Here is a 19,031-nt window from a genome sequence, read left to right as displayed (position 1 = left end):
TTAAATCAGACTGGTGTTGCTATTCTTATTACGTTAGGATTTCTTTCTATTATTTTGGACATTTGCCTGAGCGGCTGACTTATTCAGGGCGTCAACCCCCATGCTTCTCCAAAAACTGATTGGCCTCCAGCTCGCGGAAATCGTCGAGCGCGGCGCGCAGCCTTGCATGGTCCCAGTCCCACCAGGCGAGCGCCTGGTAGCGCTCCGCGGTGCGGCGGTCGAAGCGTTCGCGGATCGGCTTGGCCGGTACGCCGGCGACGACGGTGTAGGGCGCGACGTCCTTCGACACCACCGCGCCGGCACCGACCGCCGCGCCATGGCCGACGGTGACGCCGGGCAGGATGGTCGAGCCGTGGCCGAGCCAGGTGTCGTGGCCGATGGTGACGCGTTTGGCGCGGCGCTTGGCGAAGAATTCGCTCTCGTGCTCGCGTCGTCCCAATAATCCGAGGCGCGATAGGTGAAATGGTGCAGCGTCGGCCGCTAGGTCGGATGGTTGGTGGCGTTGATGCGCACGCTGGCGGCGATGTTGGCGAATTTGCCGATCGTCACGCACCAGACGCCACAGTCCTGCATCATGTAGGAATAGTCGCCGAGCGTGCTTTCCGACACCCGGCAGCGCTCGGCGATCTCGGTCCAGCGGCCGAGCGTCGAGTTCTCGACTTGCGCCGTCTCGTGGACCAGCGGCGTTTCCGACAGCTTTCTTGTCATGCGGCAATTTTCCCGGCGGCAAAAGCTGTCACGTCGATGACGCGGTCGGCCACCGCCTCGCGCACGTCGTGGTCGTGGAAGATACCAAGCAGGGCAACGCCGGCCGCCTTCTTGGCCGCGACCAGCGCAATCACCACGTCGCGGTTCCTGGCATCGAGCGAAGCGGTCGGCTCGTCGAGCAGCAGGATCGGATGCTCGGTGATGAAGCCGCGCGCGATGTTGACGCGCTGCTGTTCACCGCCGGAGAACGTCGCCGGCGGCAGCGCCCAGAGCTTCTCCGGCAGGTTGAGCTGCGCCAGCAAGGCGCGTGCCTTGCCGTGCGCGACCTCGCGCTCCTCGCCGCGCTCGACCAGCGGTTCGGCCACGACATCGAGCGCAGAGACACGCGGCACGGTGCGCAGGAACTGGCTGACATAGCCGATGGTAAGCCGGCGCACGGCAAGCACGGTGCGCGGGCTGGCCGAGGCGAGATCGATGAGCCCGCCCTCGTGCTGGACGATGATCTGGCCTTCATCGGCGGCATAATTTCCGTAGAGCATTTTCAGGATCGAGCTCTTGCCGGCGCCGGAAGGGCCGCCGAGCACGGCGCATTCGCCGCTCCTGATCGAGAACGACACGCCGGCGACGACAGGCAGTTTGATGCCGTCGCGCAGATGCATGGTGAAGCTCTTCGCGACATCGGAGACAACGAGCGGGGTTGTCATCAGAGGGTTCTCCAATCGTCATTCGTCTGCGGGCCAACACCCCCCTCTGGCCTGCCGGCCATCTCCCCCTCAGGGGGGGAGATTGGCTGTCGCATTCGGTTTCGCCATTCTCCTGTGTCGCAGAACGGGCGGGACATAAAAGCTGCTGATCTCCCCCCTTGAGGGGGAGATGGCCGGCAGGCCAGAGGGGGGTACGCCGGAGCAATCATCGTCACACCTGCAGGATCGAGGAGACAAGCAACTGGGTATAAGGCGCGCGCGGATCGTCGAGGACGCGGTCGGTGAGGCCGCTTTCGACGACGCGGCCGTCCTTCATCACCATCATGCGCTGCGACAACAGCCGCGCCACGGCGAGATCGTGGGTGACGACGATGGCGGCCAGGCCGAGATCGGTGACCAGGCCGCGCAACAGATCGAGCAGGCGCGCCTGCACCGAGACGTCGAGGCCGCCGGTTGGCTCGTCCATGAACACCAGCCGCGGCCCGGTGACGAGGTTGCGGGCGATCTGCAGGCGCTGGCGCATGCCTCCGGAAAAGGCGCGCGGCTCGTCGTCGATGCGGTCTTCGTCGATCTCGACACGAGACAACCAGTCGACCGCCGTTGCGCGGATCCTGCCATAGTGACGGTCGCCGACCGCCATCAGCCGCTCGCCGACATTGGCGCCGGCCGACACCGTCATGCGCAGCCCGTCGGCCGGGTTCTGATGGACAAAACCCCAATCGGTGCGCATCAGGAAGCGGCGCTCGGCCTCGCTCATGCGGTAGAGTTCGCGAAACTGGCCGTCGCGCATCCGGTAGCTGGCGGTGCCGGAGCTGGGCAGCAGTCGAGTTGACAGGCAGTTGAGCAAAGTCGTCTTGCCGGAACCGGATTCGCCGACCACCGCCAGCACTTCGCCCGGCCAGAGGTCAAAAGTGACGTTCTCGCAGCCGACGCGCGAGCCGTAGAATTTGGACAGTGCCGAAACGCGCAGCAGCGGTTCGTCGATCATTGCGCCGGCTCCGTTTTTCCTGGGGCAAGATGGGTCTCGGGCGCGAGATGGCCGCGGCCGCCTTCCGCGCGCCGCCTCTCGCAATGATCGGTATCGGAGCAGACGAACATGTGGCCGCCATGGTCGTCGAGGATGACCTCGTCGAGATAGACGTTCTCGGCCGCGCACAGCGCGCAGGGCTGGTCGAAGGTCTGCACCTCGAACGGATGGTCCTCGAAATCGAGGCTGACCACATCGGTGAAGGGCGGCAGCGCGTAGATGCGCTTTTCGCGGCCGGCGCCGAACAATTGCAAAGCCGGCGAACGGTGCATCTTCGGATTGTCGAATTTCGGCGTCGGCGAGGGATCCATCACATAGCGGCCCTCAACCTTGACCGGGTAGGCGTAGGTGGTGGCGATGCGGCCATGCCTGGCGATGTCTTCGTAGAGTTTTACATGCATCAGACCGTATTCCTCCAGCGCATGCATCTTGCGCGTCTCCGTCTCGCGTGGTTCGAGGAAGCGCAGCGGTTCGGGGATGGGCACCTGATAGACCAGCACCTGGCCGGCACTCAGCGGATATTCGGGAATGCGGTGGCGCGTCTGGATGATGGTCGCCTTGGCCGTCTCGGTGGTGACGGCGACATTGGCGACCTTCTTGAAGAAGGCGCGGATCGAAACCGCATTGGTGGTGTCGTCGGCGCCCTGGTCGATGACCTTGAGCACATCGTCCGGGCCAATGATCGAAGCGGTGACCTGCACGCCGCCGGTGCCCCAACCATAGGGCATCGGCATTTCGCGCGAGGCGAACGGCACCTGATAGCCAGGAATGGCGATGCCCTTGAGGATCGCCCGACGGATCATCCGCTTGGTCTGTTCGTCAAGATAGGCGAAGTTGTAGGTGGCGATGTCCGCTGGTTGTGCACTCATTCCGCTGCCTGCCTCTTTTCTTCGGCCTTGCCGGCATTTTCGCGGGCATCATGCTCGGCGCGCATGCGGCGCACGAGGTCGAGCTCGGCCTGGAAGTCGACATAATGCGGCAGCTTCAGATGCTCGACGAAGCCGGTCGCCTGGACATTGTCGGAATGCGAGATGACGAACTCCTCGTCCTGCGCTGCGGCGATGACATCCTCACCCAACTCCGAGGCGCGCAGCGCGCGGTCGCATAGCGCCATGGCCATGGCCTTGCGCTCGCTCTGGCCGAAGACGAGGCCATAGCCGCGGGTGAATTGCGGCGGCGCCTTGGCCGAGCCCTTGAACTGGTTGACCATCTGGCATTCGGTGACGCGGATGCTGCCGAGCGGCACGGCAAAGGGCAGTTCCGGCACGTCCAGTTCCAGTTCGACCTCGCCGATGCGAACCTCGCCGACGAAGGGATGGTTGCGCGCGTAGCCGCGCTGGGTGGAATAGCCGAGCGCCAGCAGAAACCCCTCGTCGCCGCGCGACAGCGCCTGCAGGCGGATGTCGCGCGCCATCGGGAATTCGAGCGGCTCGCGGGTGATGTCGCCGGGGGTATGATCCCCAGGCAGGTCGCCGTCGGGCTCGATCAGGCCTTCGCGGGCGAGGATGGCCGAGACGCGCGGCATGGCTTCCGCCTTGCCTGCGCGCTGCTCCGGTTCGGCGACATCGCCGCCGGCGGCGAGCTCGGGATCGAGCAGGCGGTGGGTGTAGTCGAAAGTCGGGCCGAGCAGCTGCCCGCCGGGCAGGTCCTTGTAGGTGGCCGACAGCCGTCGCTCGACCAGCATCGTGCCGGTGTCGATCGCCCTTGTGTAGCCGAAACGCGGCAGCGTGGTGCGATAGGCGCGAACCAGGAAGATCGCCTCGATCATGTCGCCGCGCGCCTGGACGATGGCGAGTGCCGCCAATTCCCGGTCGTAGAGCGAACCTTCGCTCATCACCCGGTCGACGCCGAGCGCCAGCTGCTCGACGATCTGGTCGAGGCGAAGTGCGGGCACCGAGCGGTCGCCGCGCCGGCGGTCGGCGAGCAGTTTGTGGGCGTTGCGAATGGCCGCTTCGCCACCCTTTACCGCGACATACATGCTATGCCTCCATCGTCTTGATGCGCGTCGTGCGCGGCAGGCAGGCAATTGCTTCGGACGTGGCGAGGATGATGTCGACGCCACGCGGAAAACGCTGCTTGTTCTGCTTCCATTGCTCGACGAAATGGCGCGGCATTTGCGCCGGCGCGATCGTCGCCGTCGTCTCGATGCCCGGGCCTTCGAGCAGCAGCGCAGCGCCGGAGACAAGATCGCTGACCTCGAGGATCAGCGTCGTGGAGCGATCGGGATAATCCCGGGTGCCTTGCGAAAACCCGTCGAGCGCCATCATCTCGGCCGGCGTGGCGATCAGCGCGAAATGCGCGTCGGCCGGGGTGTTGGCCAGCGGCGCGCCGGTATGAAAGCCAAGCCAGGATTTCACCGTCGCTGAAGCCTGCAAGGCGTGGTCGAGCCAGAGCGGCGTGTCGTTATCGCACAGCGCCAGCGCAACGGCGCCGGCGGTGGCCGACAGCGGCACCGGGGGGTGGGCGAGGGCCGGCAGCGGCTGCACACTGCCTGGCCGCGCCATCGCGTCCATCACGGCACGGAATACGGTCTGCGCGTTGAATACCGGATCGGCGAAGCCGCCTTCAATGGATTGAGTGGCGATATTCATCAGTCTTCTCCGCGCACCATGGTGAAGAAATCGACCTTGGTCGCCGCCGTCTCGGCGCGGCGCTGTTCACGCGCCTTGGCCAGTGCCGCCTGCAATGGCGCAACGATCCTGATCTCGACCTCATTGCGGTGGGCCGGGTCCTGCCACAGCGCATCGGCGATTGCCGCCAGCCTTGCCTTCTGCTTGTCGCGGCCGAGCGCGTAGCAGTGGCCGACATGGCCGGACGCAAGCCGCACCGTGGCACGGGTGACCGTCGCCTCGCCGACATTGAAGGGCGCGCCGCCGCCGCCGATGCGGCCGCGTACCGTAACCAGGCCGGTTTCGGGGCCACGCAGAAGTTCCGCTTCGCAAGGCAGGCCGGCTTCGTCCCAGAGGCGGACGATGTCGTCGCCGGCCGATTGCGCCAGCGTCGTCATCACGGCCTTGCGCTCGGCCCGCTCTCGCGCTTCCCGTCCTCGCATGGCCGTACTCCTCGTTTGCGTGAATTTGTCTATTGATATAGACAACTATACAAATTATACTCGTTATCTAGCGCGTGTCCATGACGGGCACGTGACACGGGCCAAAAGATCGGCGCAAAGAATTGGGGCGGGAGATGATCGGACAAGCCAACCGCATCGAGCGGCGCAGCGGTGTCGCGCTGTGGCGACAGATCGCCGACCAGATCCTGCATTCGATCGCCGCCGGCGATTTTCCCGAGAATGCCGCGCTGCCGCCGGAGATCGCGTTGGCCGGACGCTATGGCGTCAACCGCCACACGGTGCGTAGCGCTATCGCAGCGCTGGTGCAGGAGGGTGTGCTCAGGGCGGAGCAGGGGCGCGGCACCTTCGTGCTGTCGCGCAACCGGCTGTCTTATCCGATCGGCGCCCGCACCCGCTTTTCCGAGGGATTGCAAGGACAGGCGTCCGAGCGGCATATCACCTTGCTCGCGTCATCGATCGAGCCGGCCGACCGTCGTGTCGCAGAGGGCTTAGGCCTTGCGACGGGGGCCGATGTGATACGCCTGGAAACGCGCGGCGAAGCCGATGGAATGCCGGTGTCCCGCGCGGCCGGCTGGTTCGATGCCAGGCGCTTTGCCGGCATCGATGCCGCCATGGCGGAAACCGGTTCGATCACCGCATCACTGGCACGTTTCGGCATCGACGACTATCTCAGGCAATCGACCGTGCTGTCGGCGCGCCATGCCGATGCCGCCGACCTTGCGGACCTCGAGCTGCAGCCCGGCGCCATCGTGCTGGTGACGGTCGCCGTCAACGTCACGCCCGACGGTCAGCCGATACAGTTTTCGGAGTCGCGCTTCCCGGCCGAGCGGATCGAGCTCAAATTGTCGGCGCTCTGAGATACGGCAGCCCTGGCATCATCCGACCTGAATGACAGCCTTGATCAGGCCAGACTTCTCATGCGCCCAGCGGGCGAGGTCGTGCGGCGTCTCGCCAAGCGTGGTGCGGTGCGTCACAAGCTTTGCCAGCGGCAGCGCGCCGTTGCGGATCGAGGCGGCGACATGGTCGAAATCGGCACGCAGGGCGTTGCGGCTGCCGATCAGCATCATCTCGCGCTTGTGGAATTCGGGATCGGAAAAGGCGATGTCGTCCTTGACGACGCTGACCAGGACCAGCGCTCCGCCATGCGCGACATGAGCGAAGGCCGACTGCACCGACCGGGTGTTGCCGGTGGCATCGAAAACCACGTCGAAGCCGTTGCCGCCGGTTGCTTCCCGCACCAGGTCGGCAGCGGTGCCTCGCGAGCCGTCGAGCGTCGCGAAGCCGAGTTCGCTTTCGGCAAAGCCAAGCCGTTCAGCGCTCATGTCGAGCAGCGTCACATCGAGCCCGGCGATGCGGGCGAACAGCGCCGTGCCGAGCCCGATCGGGCCTGCGCCGATGACCAGCGTGCGCGCACGTGGATCAGCCAGCGAGCGCCGCACGGCATGGGCGCCGATCGCCAGGAATTCGACGGCGGCGGCATCGGCCAGCGACAGGCCGTTTGCCGGATAAAGATTTTGCGCCGCCACCAGGATCTGCTCGCACATGGCGCCGTCGCGGTGGACGCCGAGCACCTCGATCCTGACGCAGCAATTCGGCTTGCCTTGCCGGCAGGCGTTGCATTTGCCGCAGGCGAGATAGGGATTGACGATCACCGCTTCGCCGACGGCGAGATCGACGTCCACGCCAACCTCGATCACGGTGCCGGAAACCTCGTGGCCCATGATGCGGGGATAGGCGAGGAACGGGTGCTTGCCTTCGAAGATGTGATAGTCGGTGCCGCAGATGCCGACATGGCTGACGGCGACCAGCGCCCAGCCGGCGGGGGGCGCGCCAGGCGCCGGACGATCTTCGAGGACAAGTTCGCCGGGCGAGCGGCAGACGACGGCTTTCATGCTTCAATCCAGTCGGTTCATGGGACTGCCGGCCCTGCTGTGGCGAGGCCGGCGATTGTTGGGAGGCGGTCTATTTGCCGCGGCGGCGCAGCCCGTCGAAATAGACGATGACGATGATCAGCACGCCGGTGATGATGCGCTGCCAGAAGGCGTTGACGTTGAGCAGATTGGCGCCGTTGTTGATGGTGGCAAGGATGAAGGCGCCGAGCAGCGGTCCGTGCACGGAGCCGACAGCGCCGAACAGCGAGGTGCCGCCGATCACCGAGGAGGCGATCGCCTGCAATTCCCAGCCCTCGGCCTGCGTCGGATTGCCGATGCCGATGCGCGAGGCAAGCAGCACGCCGACGAAGGCCGCGCACAGGCCCGACAGCGTGTAGGCCATGTAGATGGTGCGCTGGACGTTGACGCCTGACAGGCGCGACGCCTCGGCGTTGGAGCCGACCGAGAACAGATAGCGGCCCCAGCGGCTGTGGTGCAGGAAGATGTAGGCTGGGATGCCGACCAGGATCACCATCCAGAACAGATTGGGGACGCCGGCGAAGGAACTGCGCGAGAACGTCTGGAAGGCGTCGTTGTTGATCGAGATCGAGTTGCCATTGGTCATCAACAGACCGATCCCGCGCAGCGAGGTCAGCGTTGCCAGGGTGATGATGAAGGGCGGCAGGCCCATCTTGACGATGCCGAAGCCATGGAACATGCCGATGGCGACGCCGACCAGCAAGGTGATCAGGATGGCGAGGAAAACCGGTGTCCCGGCGTTGATCAGCATCGCGACGATGACAGTGGCGAAGCCGACCACGGCGCCGACGGAAAGATCGATGCCGCCGGTGATGATGACGAAGGTCTGGCCGACCGCCAGGATGGCGATCATCGACCCTTGCCGCAACAGGTTCGAGATGTTGTTGGCCGAGGCGAAGCTCGGCGTCGCCACCGACAGGATGATCCATAAAAGAACCAGCAGCGCCAGCAGTGTCAGCCCGAACAGGGCGTTGTAGTTGCGTTTCGGCCTTTCGGCAGCGATCGCCTCGGTGCTCATATCCGTCCTCCCGGTTTTTCTTGTTTCTCGGCCAGCGCCTGGGTGAGGATCTCCTCGTGGTCAGCGGTACGAAAGCCGTGCGTGGCCACCAGCTTGCCGCGCCGGAACACGTGCAGCGTGTCGGCGAGTTCATAAACCTCGGGCAGGTAGGACGAGATCAGGATGATGCCGGCTCCCTTGGACAACAGCGCGCCGAACAGGCGGTAGATCTCGGCCTTGGTGCCGACGTCGACGCCGACAGTCGGCTCGTCGAAGATGAATAGCTTGGCGCCATGGGCGAGCCATTTGCCGATGACGATCTTCTGCTGGTTACCGCCGGACAGGCTGGAGGCCAGCGCGCCGCGCGTCGGCGTCTTGATGCGCAGGTCGGCGATCTGGCGATCGGCTTGCGCCTTTTCCTGCGCGCGGGAGATCAGCAGATTGCTGGAGATGCGCTTGTAGATCGGCAGATTGAGGTTGAGTCCGACCGGCAGGTTGAGGCAGAGGCCCTGGTCGCGGCGGCTTTCCGGGGCCAGCGCCATGCCGAGCCTGATCGCGTCATGTTCGGAATTGACCTTGACCTCTTTGCCCTCCCAGAGGATCTGGCCGGCCGATTTGCGGTGCCGGCCATAGAGCGTGGTGACGAACTCGCTGCGCCCGGCGCCGATCAGGCCGTAGAGGCCGACGATCTCGCCGGCGCGGACGGACATCGAGACATTTTCGAAACCCTTGCCGGACAGGTTCCTGGTTTCGACGATGGTCGCGCCGGGGGTGAAATGCTCCTTGTGGTAGACCTGCTCGATCGAGCGGTTGATCATCATCTTGACCAGCTCGGCGTCATTGGTCTCGGCAATGTTCCTGGTGCCGACCAGCGTGCCGTCGCGCAGCACCGAGACGCGGTCGGCGAGCTCGAACACTTCTTCCATGCGATGGCTGATGTAGATGATGGTGACGCCTTCGCCCTTCAGCCGGCGGATCAGCGTGAACAGCTGGTCGGCCTCCTTGCGGGTAAGATAGGCGGTCGGCTCGTCGAAGATCAGGAATTTAGTGCCGCGCACTGTGGCGCGGGCGGCGGCGATCAACTGCTGCTGGCCGATGGTCAGGTCACCCAGCATGACATGCGCCGGCAGGTCGAAGCCGAGATCGTCGATGATCTTCTGCGCCTGCCTGACCATCGCCCGCTGCTGCAGGATGCCGAAGCGGGAATCCTCCTCGCCGAGGAACATGTTGGCGGCGACGGTGAGATGGCGGCACAGGACGACTTCCTGATGCACGGCATTGATGCCGAGCGCCATCGCCTCATGCGGCGTTGCCAATGCGGCAGGCTTGCCCTCCCAGATGACGTCGCCGGAGGTGCGCGGCATGACGCCGGTCAGAAGCTTGATCAGGGTGGATTTGCCGGCGCCGTTCTCGCCGACGATGGCGTGGATCTCGCCGGCCTTGAAGGCGAGATCGACCGGCTTCAGCGCATGGGTGCCGGGATAGCGCTTTTCCAGCCCGCGGAGTTCGAGGATGGTCCTGCCCGGTTCCAGCGTTGGGGCCGGATGGAGTTCCTGCGCCGTCGACATCATGACAATCCTCCCAGATTGGCCCCCAAAGATTGGCCTCGCGATTGGCACGAGTGGGATGTTTCCGGGGCGAAAAGGCCCCGGAAACAGTTCACCTGAGGCTATGCTCAGTCGAGCTTCGGGTTGAGCAGCGCGTCGATCTTCGGATCCTTCATGTTGGCCTTGGTGACCAAATTGGCGCCCGTGTCGACATTGGCCTCGACCTTCTCGCCCTTCGAGGCGGCGAGCGCCGTCTTGATGCCGTCATAGCCCATCCGGTACGGATCCTGGACGACGAGAGCCGAAATGACGCCGTCGTTGAGGAACTTGATCAGCTTCTCGTCGCTGTCGAAACCGACCAGCCCGACCTTGCCGGCAAGACTGTTCTCGGCGATCGCCTGGCCGACGCCCTGCGCCATGATCAGGTTGGAGGCGAAGATGCCCTTGAGGTTGGGGTTGGCGGTGATCAGGTCGGTGGCGATGTTGAGGCCGGTGGTGGCCTGGCCGTCGGCGTATTTGTCGGCGACCAGCTTGAGGCCCGGATATTTGGCAGCGAGCTGTTCCTTAAAACCCTGGGCGCGCTGTTCGAGCGAGCCGGCGCCCGGAAGAGCGGTGATCAGGGCGACGTCGCCCTCGACCTTGCCGCCATTGGCTTCGCCGATGGCTGCGGCAAGGCCGTCAGCGGCAACGCGGCCGCCCTGGATGTTGTCGGTGGTCAGGAACGAGGTGAAGGCCTTGGAGTCGGCGCCAGAGTCGATGCCGATGATCTTGACCTTGGTGGCGGCCTCGTCGATCGGCTTGCCGAGCGCCTTGGCTTCGGTCGGCGCAATGACGACGGCCGCCGGGTTGCCGGCGACGGCATTTTCAAGGATCGAGATCTGGCCGTTGACGTCGGTCTCGGCCTGGGCGCCGAGCTCCGGCACGTTGACGCCGAGGTCCTTGCCGGCCTTGCGGGCTCCCGCCAGAACGATCTGCCAGTAGAAGGACGTGGTGTCCTTGACGATGATCGGAATGGTCGCGTCGGCCGCGGATGCCGGGGCCGAGTGCATCACGCCGGCAAGCATCGAGGCGGCTGCGAGTGCCACGAAGGCGCGGCGATTGAGAATGCTGGTCACGAATTTCATTAGGAGTCCTCCCTAAGTCGCCCGGTGAATGTTACGGAAGCTCCATTCGGATGGCGCGGCCCAAACGGAACTTTATCAATAAAAAACATTTACCGCATTTTGATAGTGCATCACCTCGGTCGGCGCAAGCGATGTTTGATGGCCGCTCGAATGGCTGGGCGGGAAAGCTTGCTCCCTCGGAACTCCGCTGCCAATCTCCTCCAATATGTCGCATGGAATATTAATTCCATCATACAGTCAATATGGAATGTTCATTCTTTTTCGGGGTGTACGAACTGTGACACCTGGCAATCACGTCAGGTGTTTGCGACCGGCTTAGAGCGTCGCTCCGAGGTGCCACGGCACGAACTCGTTGTCGCCGTAGCCGAACTCTTCGCTCTTGGTCTTGCGGCCCGAAGCCGTCTCGACGATCAGTTCGAAGATCTCGCGGCCCATGCCGGCGATGGTCTTTTCGCCCGAGGCGATGACGCCGCAATTCACGTCCATGTCCTCCTCCATCGTGTGATACATGGTCGAGTTGCTGGCGACCTTGATCGACGGCGTCGGCCGGCAGCCGAAGCAGGAGCCGCGGCCTGTGGTGAAGACGATGACGTTGGCGCCGCCCGCCACCTGGCCGGTGGCCGAGACCGGGTCGTAGCCGGGCGTGTCCATGAACACCAGCCCGTGCCCGGTGACCTTTTCGGCATAGCCGAAGACGCCGTTGAGCGGCGTCTGGCCGCCCTTGGCGACCGCGCCGAGCGACTTTTCCAGGATGGTGGTCAGGCCGCCGCGCTTGTTACCCGGTGAGGGATTGTTGTCGATCGATGCGCCATGCTTGGCGACGTGGTCTTCCCACCATTTCACATAACCGTCGAGCTTGGCGGCGATCTCGGGGGTTGCGGCGCGATAAGCGAGCAGGTGCTCGGCGCCGTAGATCTCCGTCGTCTCGGAGAGGATGCCGACACCGCCGACGCCGGCCAAAATGTCGACCGCGGCACCCAGCGCCGGATTGGCGGTGATGCCGGACATGCCGTCGGAGCCGCCGCATTGCAGGCCGACGACGATCTCGCTGACCGGGATCGGCTCACGCTGAAGCTTGCCGACCTCTTCGGCGATCTCGGCCAGCACGACCAGCGCCTTCTCGACCGATTTGCGCGAGCCGCCGGCTTCCTGGATGTTGAAATGGCGTTTTCCCGCGGCAACGCCCTTCTGGCCGTAGAGGGTGAGCTGGTTGACCTCGCAGCCGAGCCCGACCATCAGCACACCACCAAAATTCGGATGACGGGCATAGCCGGCCAGCGTGCGGTGTAGCACCATCATGCCGTCGCCGGTGGCGCTCATGCCGCAGCCCTGGCCGTGGACGATCGGGACGAAGCCGTCGATGCCAGGATATTGCGGCAGAAGCGTGCGGTTCGCCGCGTCAGCGATGGCGTGGCAGACGGTGGCCGAGCAATTGACGCTGGCAAGAATGCCGATGAAGTTGCGCGTGCCGGCGCGGCCGTCGGCGCGGCGGTAGCCCATGAAGGTGCGGGCGCGGTCGGCCTCGGTCGCATGCACTGCCTCGTTCGGCGGCACTACCGGCAAACGCCCGCTTTCGAAGACCAGATTGTGCGAATGGACATGCTCGCCGGGCGCGATGTTTTGCGTGGCGCGGCCGATCGCCTGGGCGTATTTGACCACGGCCTCGCCGGCCGCAATCGGCTTGATCGCCACTTTGTGGCCCGGCTCGATCACTGCGGCGGCGACGGCGCCGCCCGGCAGCACGGTGCCGATCTCGATGCGGCCATTGGCGACCGCGACATTGTCGGCGGGAGACAGAAGAATGCTGTTTGCGGCGTTCACGGGAGCTTCCTGGGTGTGTTCCTGGGTGCGCGAGCGGATTGACACGCGGCTCTTAACATATAATGTCTTTTATCGTGAAAAAACATTTTTGCGTCAATTGTTTTTTCGCCAGAGCGCGACGCGTCTTTTGGATGCGAGAAGTAGGCTCTACAACCAAAACTAGCGTTGCGCATGATGTTTTCCGAAAAGGTACCGGTTTCATGCGCGAGAAACGCTTCACACTGGCCGCAAACGCCGATGCGCCACGGGGCAGGGGATGTCGAAGAGCAACAACGTTTACAAGGACGCCTATAATCGCGGTCTGAGGCTGCTCGACGAAACCAGGAGCCTGCCTTCGGAGCCGGAGCTGGGTACGCTGCTCGGCGTCAGCCGCACGACGGTCCGCACTATCCTTGCGCGCATGGAAGAAACCGGGCTGATCGATTGGAACAAGCGCAGCAAGACGGTCCTGCGCGAACCGCGACCGGACGATTTCTTCCCCGAGGAAGAAACCGACACGCTGGCCGAGATCATCGAGCGCTCCTTCATGCGGCGGCTGCTTGCCAGCGGTGCCGAAGCCGGCATGCAGATCAACGAGCTCGAACTGGCGCGTGAGATCGGCGTCGGCACCACCAGCGTGCGCGAATTCCTGATCCGCTTCTCGCGCTTTGGGCTGATCGAGAAGCGCCGCAACAGTCACTGGGTGCTGAAAGGCTTTACCCGCGCCTTCGCGCTGGAGTTGACCGAAATCCGCGAGATGTTCGAACTGCGCTCGGCCGCAGCCTTTGCCGCTCTGCCCGAGGACAGCCCGGTGTGGGCCGACCTCGACCACCTGGAAGACGAGCATCACCGGCTGGAGCGCGAGATCGCCGTGCGCTTCAACGAATTCTCCGAGCTTGACGAGCGCTTTCACCGGCTGATCCATCGGGCGTCGCACAACCGCTTCATCGTCGATTTCTACGACGTCATCGCCATGATCTTCCACTACCACTACCAGTGGAACAAGGCGCAGGAGCGCGAGCGCAACGAAGTCGCGGTCCAGGAGCATCTCGCCTATATCGCCGCGCTCAAATCGCGCGATCTCGCCAAGGTCGACGCCGCCTGCCGCAAGCACCTGAAATCGGCCCGCCACACGCTGCTGACGTCCATTCCCGAGGGCAGGCAGCCGCAACGCGCGTGATTGTGTTGCGTTGCCGCAGCAGCGTTTTGGCGATTTTCCGGCCGCCGGCTCCGTGCTAGAGAGCTGACGTTGCTGCGTGAAGAGGCTGGTTCTTGACCATACGCCGGAGACGATGGAGCATGCCGGTCGCGTTCGCCGCGGCGTGGCTTTTCATGTTCCAGTCGATGTTCGGCGCGTTTGCTTCCGGCGGCGCGCCGAACGCCTCGCAATTCGATGCTTTCGGCAACACGATCTGCACCCATGACGGTGCGACGCAACTCCCCGCCGGCGATCCGCATCAGCAGCACATGCCGGGTTGCTGCATGCTTGGCTGCAACCTCGTTTCGGCGGTCTACGCGCCACCCGATGCCGCGGGGAGCCTGGCTCGCAGCCTTTCCGTCGAAACCATCGCCTTTTTCCTGCCGGCCTTCCGGCATCGCGATTTCGCCCGCGCCCGCACTCCGTCCAATCCGCGCGCACCACCGGCGACGGCCTGATCCGTTCTGGTTCGCGCCGCGCAACGCTTTGCCGGCGCGTTTATCGACATCGTTCGCGACCGGCCATCGGCGCGATCCCCTAAAGTCCACGGAGCAATCATGTCTCACTCTTTTCGCGCTGCCGCATCCAGCCGCAGGCGCTTCTCACTGGGTCGTTTCGAGCAGCGTCTCGGCGTCGCCCTTTGCGTTCTTGCCCTCCTGTTCGCCAGCGCCCAGACGGTGTTGGCACACGAGTTCAAGCTTGGCGATCTCGAGATCGGGCACCCCTGGTCGCGCGCCACGCCAGCCGGCGCCAAGGTGGCCGGCGGCTACTTCACCATCACCAACACAGGCAGTGCGGCGGATCGCCTGCTGTCGATCACCTCCGACATTTCGGCCAAGGCCGAACTGCACGAGATGGGCGTCAGCAATGGCGTCATGACCATGCGGCCGGTCATCGGCGGCCTCGAAATCCCGGCTGGCGGCAAGGTCGCGCTGGCGCCTAACGGCTATCATTTGATGTTCATGGATTTGAAGCGGCAGCCCAAGGAGGGCGAAACGTTCTCCGCCACGCTGACCTTCGAGGAAGCCGGGCCCGTGCAGATTGAATTCGCCGTGCAAGGCATCGGCAGCGCGGCGCCCCAGGACGACGACTGACTTGGCCGCTTCGAGAGGTAGCCTCATGAAGAAATCTCTTTTGCCCGGCTGCGTGCTTCTTGTCCTCGGGACCAGCGCGGCCTTTGCCCACATCACGCTCGAAACGCCGGAGGCGGCGGTGGGCTCGACCTACAAGGCGGTTCTTCGGGTGCCGCATGGCTGCGAGGGCAAGGCGACGACCGCGCTGCGCGTGCAGATCCCGGAAGGGGTGCTCTCGGTCAAACCGATGCCGAAGCCGGGTTGGACACTGCAGGTCAAGAACGGCAAATACGAAAAGTCCTACCAGCTCTACGGCCAGGCAGTGACCAGCGGCGTCAAGGAGATCGACTGGAGCGCCGGCAGCCTGCCGGACGAGTTCTACGACGAATTCGTCTTTCGCGCGACGCTGGCGTCCGACCTGCTGGCAGGCCAGACGCTGCATTTCCCGGTGGTGCAGGAATGTGACGGGGTTGCCGATCGCTGGATCGAAATTCCGGCGGCCGGGCAGGCTGAGGACGCGCTGGAATTTCCGGCGCCCGGCCTCAAGCTGCTGCCGAAGAAGTGATCTTTACGCGGCGCGCTCTATCCGAAAGAGCGCGCCGCTGTCTTTGTGGCGGTGACATGAGTGCGGCATCCATCGTGCGAACGGCCTGCACAACCGGCCGGCTTGCCATCGGCCTGCTGGCCGCGATTGTGCTGCTTGCCACCATTGCCGCGCCAAACGCAGCCTTCGCCCATGCGGCGCTGATCAAGGCCGAGCCGGCTGACGGTGCGGTGCTGGCGCAGAGCCCGTCGCAGATGTCGCTGACCTTCAGCGAGCCGGTTTCGCCGCTGGTGCTGACGCTGGTGCGGCCCGACGGCACGTCGGTTCCGCTGACGTCCTTTCGGCTCAGCGGCCAGACCGTCGAGATCGACAATCCGCAGGCGCTGACGTCGGGCACGCATGTGCTGAGCTGGCGGGTGATTTCCGCCGACGGGCATCCGGTCGGCGGCTCGGTGCTGTTCTCGGTCGGTGCACCGAGTGCTGCGCCGGCCCCTTCCGAAGCTGTCGACCGGGCGCTTCGAACGGCGATCTGGATCGGCAAGGTTTTTCTATACATCGGCCTGTTTTTCGGTGTCGGCGGTGCCTTTGCGCTAGGCTGGCTGGCGCAAGGCGGCCGATCCGGCCAGAACATGATCGTCGCCGCGATCCTGTGCGGGCTGGCCGCCGCACTTTTGTCGCTCGGTTTCCAGGGGCTGGATGCACTCGGCGCGCCGCTTGCCCGGCTGGCGCAGCCGGTCATCTGGCAGACCGGGCTTGGCACCAGCTTCGGCTGGACGGTGCTGATCGCGCTGATGGCGCTCGGCCTGAGCCTATTATCGCTGGTCGTGCCGCCCGCCGACGCAAAGCCGCTGGCCTTGGCCGGACTGGTTGGCGTTGGCGCAGCACTTGCCGCCAGCGGGCATGCCAGTGCCGCCGAGCCGCAATGGCTGACCCGGCCGATGGTGTTTCTGCACGCCACTGGTATCGCGATTTGGTCCGGGGCGCTGGCGCCGCTCGGTCTTGCCTTGAAACGGCAGCCGGACAAAGCCGGGCCGTTGCTGCGCCGGTTTTCACGAGCGATCCTGTTCGTCGTGGCGGTGCTTGCGGCAGCCGGCATCGTGCTCGCCGTCATCCAGGTGCAAACGCCGTCGGCGCTGGTCCACACTGCCTATGGCCGGCTGCTGCTGATCAAGCTGGTGCTGCTCGTCTTTCTGTTCACGCTCGCTGCCGTCAACCGCTTCAAGCTTACGGTCCCCGCCGAGGCGGGAAAGACGGAAGTCCAGCGGCGACTGGCCCGCTCGATCGGCATCGAGGTGCTGATCGTGGTCGCGATCTTCGGCATCGCCGCCGGTTGGCGCTTCACGCCGCCGCCGCGCGCGCTGGCGATCGCCGCGGCACAGCCGGCATCGGTGCATATCCACACGCTCCAAGCGATGGCCGATCTCAGTATTGCGCCCGGGCACACCGGACCTATTGCCGCTTCGATCTTCATCATGACCGGCGATTTTGGCCCGCTCGACGCCAAGCAGGTAACGCTGGTCCTGTCAAAGCCCGATTCCGGCATCGAGCCCATCAAACGCCCGGCGACGAATCCCGGCGACGGCACCTGGCGCGTCGACGATCTCGTCATTCCGGTCGCCGGCCGGTGGACGGCGCGGCTCGATATCCTGGTCTCGGATTTCGAGATGGTGAAGATAGGGGCGCCGATCGACATCAGGCCGTGACGAGAGCGCTGGTCCACGCAAGACAATTCGGCGAGGCGGTTGACGCGGCCGCGAACCCCCGTCAATCATCGCCATCAAGAATGGGCGTCCAACCCAATCGCGGGCTCAAACCAACAAGATCCGAAAGCAGGGAAGAAACGATGGAAAAAGCCGAAATAGGCCTGATCGGCCTTGGCACGATGGGCTCCAACCTGGCGCTCAATATCGCCGAGAAGGGGCACCGCATCGCCGTCTTCAATCGCACCGCGGCGCGCACCGATGCCTTTGTCGAAAATGCCGGCGCGCTTCGGGATAGGGTGGTGCCCTGCTACAGCCTCGAAGAACTGGCCGCCGCGATCCGGCCGCCGCGGCCGATCATCATCATGGTGCTGGCCGGCAAGCCGGTCGACGAGCAGATCGCGGCATTGCGCGGCGTGCTGTCGGCCAACGACATCGTCATCGACGCCGGCAATGCCAATTTCCGCGATACGATGCGGCGCTTCTCCGAGCTTACCGATTCGGGCCTGACCTTCATCGGCATGGGCGTGTCCGGCGGCGAGGAGGGAGCACGCCACGGTCCCTCTATAATGGTCGGCGGCACCGAAGAGTCCTGGAAGCGCGTCGAAAAGGTGCTGACCGCGATCTCGGCCAAGTTCAAGGGCGAGCCTTGCGCGGCGTGGCTTGGCACCGACGGCGCCGGCCATTTCGTCAAGACCATCCACAACGGCATCGAATATGCCGACATGCAGATGATCGCCGAGATCTACGGCATATTGCGCGACGGGCTCGGCATGGGGCCGAAAGAGATCGCTGAGGTGTTTTCTCAGTGGAACACGGGCAGGCTCAATTCGTACCTGATCGAGATCACCGCCAAGGTGCTGGCCGCCGACGATCCCAAGACCGGCAAACCGGTGGTCGACATCATCCTCGACCGCGCCGGCCAGAAAGGCACCGGCAAATGGTCGGTGATCGAGGCGCAGCAGCTAGGCATCCCGGCCACCGCAATCGAAGCGGCTGTGGCGGCGCGCGTGCTGTCGTCGATCAAGGACGAGCGGCTTGCCGCCGAAAAGGTCTATGGCGGCGGCGTGAGCAAGATTTCCGGAGACAGGGACGCCCTGCTCGCCGATCTCGAGCTGGCGCTGTTTGCCGGCAAGATCGCCGCCTACGCGCAAGGCTTCGCGGTAATGAGCGGCGCGTCGAAGGAATTCAACTGGAACCTGCCGATGCCGGTCATCGCCAAGATCTGGCGGGCCGGCTGCATCATCCGCTCGCAATTGCTGGATACGATGGCGGAGGCCTTCGGCGGCGGCGGCGCAGCCACCAACCTGTTGATGGCGCCGGCTTTCGTCTCATTGATGCAGGAGGCGCATCCGTCGCTTCGCCGTGTCGTCGCAAGGGCGGCCGAAGCCGGCTCGCCGGTGCCGGCCCTGTCATCTGCACTTGCCTATTTCGACAGTTACCGGCAGGGCCGCGGCACTTCGAACCTGATCCAGGCGCAGCGCGATTTCTTCGGCGCGCACGGCTTCGAGCGCATCGACGGGCAGGGTGCGTTCCATGGTCCCTGGGGGAGTGGGGCGGCGGGTTAGCGCCGCGACTTGGACCTAGAGTTCAATTTTGCGGTCGTCAGAAGGCAGATATCTCCAG

18 protein-coding genes and 1 pseudogene are annotated in these 19,031 nt (G+C 64.6%); 7 read left to right on the top strand and 12 right to left on the bottom strand.

Features of this window, described 5'->3' with window-relative positions; genetic code table 11:
- Positions 1 to 91: 91 nt before the first annotated feature.
- The 7 genes and pseudogenes from NKH33_RS04730 to phnG all read right to left on the bottom strand — a co-directional run bounded on the left by NKH33_RS04730 (position 92) and on the right by phnG (position 5,491).
- Positions 92 to 708, bottom strand: a pseudogene (locus tag NKH33_RS04730) (DapH/DapD/GlmU-related protein).
- Positions 705 to 1,412, bottom strand: coding sequence for a phosphonate C-P lyase system protein PhnL (gene phnL / locus NKH33_RS04725; RefSeq protein WP_352918354.1), 708 nt, complete (start codon positions 1,410 to 1,412; stop codon positions 705 to 707). Before phnL ends, NKH33_RS04730 begins: the two are co-directional and overlap by 4 nt.
- 211 nt (positions 1,413 to 1,623) lie before the next feature.
- Entirely contained in the window at positions 1,624 to 2,400 is a 777-nt protein-coding gene (phnK, locus tag NKH33_RS04720) for a phosphonate C-P lyase system protein PhnK (protein WP_352448383.1), read from the bottom strand.
- Entirely contained in the window at positions 2,397 to 3,308 is a 912-nt protein-coding gene (locus NKH33_RS04715) for an alpha-D-ribose 1-methylphosphonate 5-phosphate C-P-lyase PhnJ (RefSeq protein WP_352918352.1), read from the bottom strand. Before NKH33_RS04715 ends, phnK begins: the two co-directional genes overlap by 4 nt.
- Positions 3,305 to 4,417: a carbon-phosphorus lyase complex subunit gene (locus NKH33_RS04710; protein WP_352918350.1), complete on the bottom strand. Its 1,113-nt coding sequence runs from the start codon at positions 4,415 to 4,417 to the stop codon at positions 3,305 to 3,307. Before NKH33_RS04710 ends, NKH33_RS04715 begins: the two co-directional genes overlap by 4 nt.
- 1 nt (position 4,418) lies before the next feature.
- Positions 4,419 to 5,030: a phosphonate C-P lyase system protein PhnH gene (phnH, locus tag NKH33_RS04705; RefSeq protein ID WP_352918348.1), complete on the bottom strand. Its 612-nt coding sequence runs from the start codon at positions 5,028 to 5,030 to the stop codon at positions 4,419 to 4,421.
- Positions 5,030 to 5,491, bottom strand: a complete 462-nt coding sequence (gene phnG / locus NKH33_RS04700; RefSeq protein WP_352918347.1) for a phosphonate C-P lyase system protein PhnG — start codon at positions 5,489 to 5,491, stop codon at positions 5,030 to 5,032. Before phnG ends, phnH begins: the two co-directional genes overlap by 1 nt.
- 134 nt (positions 5,492 to 5,625) lie before the next feature.
- Here phnG and phnF point away from each other — a divergent pair, with 134 nt between their 5' ends.
- Positions 5,626 to 6,369, top strand: a complete 744-nt coding sequence (phnF, locus tag NKH33_RS04695) for a phosphonate metabolism transcriptional regulator PhnF (protein ID WP_352918345.1) — start codon at positions 5,626 to 5,628, stop codon at positions 6,367 to 6,369.
- An 18-nt stretch (positions 6,370 to 6,387) separates the two neighbouring features.
- On the opposite strand, the gene NKH33_RS04690 is transcribed toward phnF, so the two are convergent.
- The 5 genes from NKH33_RS04690 to NKH33_RS04670 all read right to left on the bottom strand — a co-directional run bounded on the left by NKH33_RS04690 (position 6,388) and on the right by NKH33_RS04670 (position 12,911).
- A complete protein-coding gene (locus tag NKH33_RS04690) occupies positions 6,388 to 7,404 on the bottom strand; it encodes a zinc-binding alcohol dehydrogenase family protein (RefSeq protein ID WP_352918343.1) in 1,017 nt (338 codons plus the stop codon).
- Between the two features lie 70 nt (positions 7,405 to 7,474).
- Complete coding sequence (locus tag NKH33_RS04685) at positions 7,475 to 8,440, bottom strand: ABC transporter permease (protein ID WP_352448376.1); 966 nt, start codon at positions 8,438 to 8,440, stop codon at positions 7,475 to 7,477.
- On the bottom strand, positions 8,437 to 9,990 hold the full coding sequence (locus NKH33_RS04680; protein WP_352456805.1) for a sugar ABC transporter ATP-binding protein: 1,554 nt from the start codon (positions 9,988 to 9,990) through the stop codon (positions 8,437 to 8,439). The genes NKH33_RS04685 and NKH33_RS04680 overlap by 4 nt, the downstream gene beginning before the upstream one ends.
- 104 nt (positions 9,991 to 10,094) lie before the next feature.
- Complete coding sequence (locus tag NKH33_RS04675; protein ID WP_023675208.1) at positions 10,095 to 11,090, bottom strand: ABC transporter substrate-binding protein; 996 nt, start codon at positions 11,088 to 11,090, stop codon at positions 10,095 to 10,097.
- Positions 11,091 to 11,405: 315 nt separating this feature from the next.
- On the bottom strand, positions 11,406 to 12,911 hold the full coding sequence (locus tag NKH33_RS04670; protein ID WP_352685868.1) for a UxaA family hydrolase: 1,506 nt from the start codon (positions 12,909 to 12,911) through the stop codon (positions 11,406 to 11,408).
- A 256-nt stretch (positions 12,912 to 13,167) separates the two neighbouring features.
- Here NKH33_RS04670 and NKH33_RS04665 point away from each other — a divergent pair, with 256 nt between their 5' ends.
- The 6 genes from NKH33_RS04665 (at position 13,168) to gnd (ending at position 18,973) form a co-directional block, all read left to right on the top strand.
- On the top strand, positions 13,168 to 14,070 hold the full coding sequence (locus NKH33_RS04665; protein WP_352685870.1) for a GntR family transcriptional regulator: 903 nt from the start codon (positions 13,168 to 13,170) through the stop codon (positions 14,068 to 14,070).
- Positions 14,071 to 14,189: 119 nt separating this feature from the next.
- Entirely contained in the window at positions 14,190 to 14,546 is a 357-nt protein-coding gene (locus tag NKH33_RS04660; protein ID WP_352685872.1) for a DUF2946 family protein, read from the top strand.
- A 99-nt stretch (positions 14,547 to 14,645) separates the two neighbouring features.
- Positions 14,646 to 15,182 carry a copper chaperone PCu(A)C gene (locus tag NKH33_RS04655; RefSeq protein WP_352539441.1) on the top strand — a complete coding sequence of 179 codons (537 nt, stop codon included), beginning with the start codon at positions 14,646 to 14,648 and terminating at the stop codon, positions 15,180 to 15,182.
- A 25-nt stretch (positions 15,183 to 15,207) separates the two neighbouring features.
- Positions 15,208 to 15,726, top strand: coding sequence for a YcnI family copper-binding membrane protein (locus NKH33_RS04650; protein WP_352918340.1), 519 nt, complete (start codon positions 15,208 to 15,210; stop codon positions 15,724 to 15,726).
- 56 nt (positions 15,727 to 15,782) lie between these two features.
- Positions 15,783 to 17,408 (top strand): copper resistance CopC/CopD family protein, encoded by a 1,626-nt coding sequence (locus NKH33_RS04645; protein WP_352918338.1) that lies wholly within the window; start codon positions 15,783 to 15,785, stop codon positions 17,406 to 17,408.
- A gap of 140 nt (positions 17,409 to 17,548) precedes the next feature.
- Positions 17,549 to 18,973 (top strand): NADP-dependent phosphogluconate dehydrogenase, encoded by a 1,425-nt coding sequence (gnd, locus tag NKH33_RS04640; RefSeq protein WP_023675215.1) that lies wholly within the window; start codon positions 17,549 to 17,551, stop codon positions 18,971 to 18,973.
- Positions 18,974 to 19,031: the final 58 nt, after the last annotated feature.

The sequence above is a fragment of the Mesorhizobium sp. M1182 genome (assembly GCF_040318335.1).
Classification (GTDB): Bacteria; Pseudomonadota; Alphaproteobacteria; order Rhizobiales; family Rhizobiaceae; genus Mesorhizobium.
The sequence above is the reverse complement of the archived record's forward strand: the minus strand, read 5'-3'. Positions and strand labels throughout refer to the sequence as shown.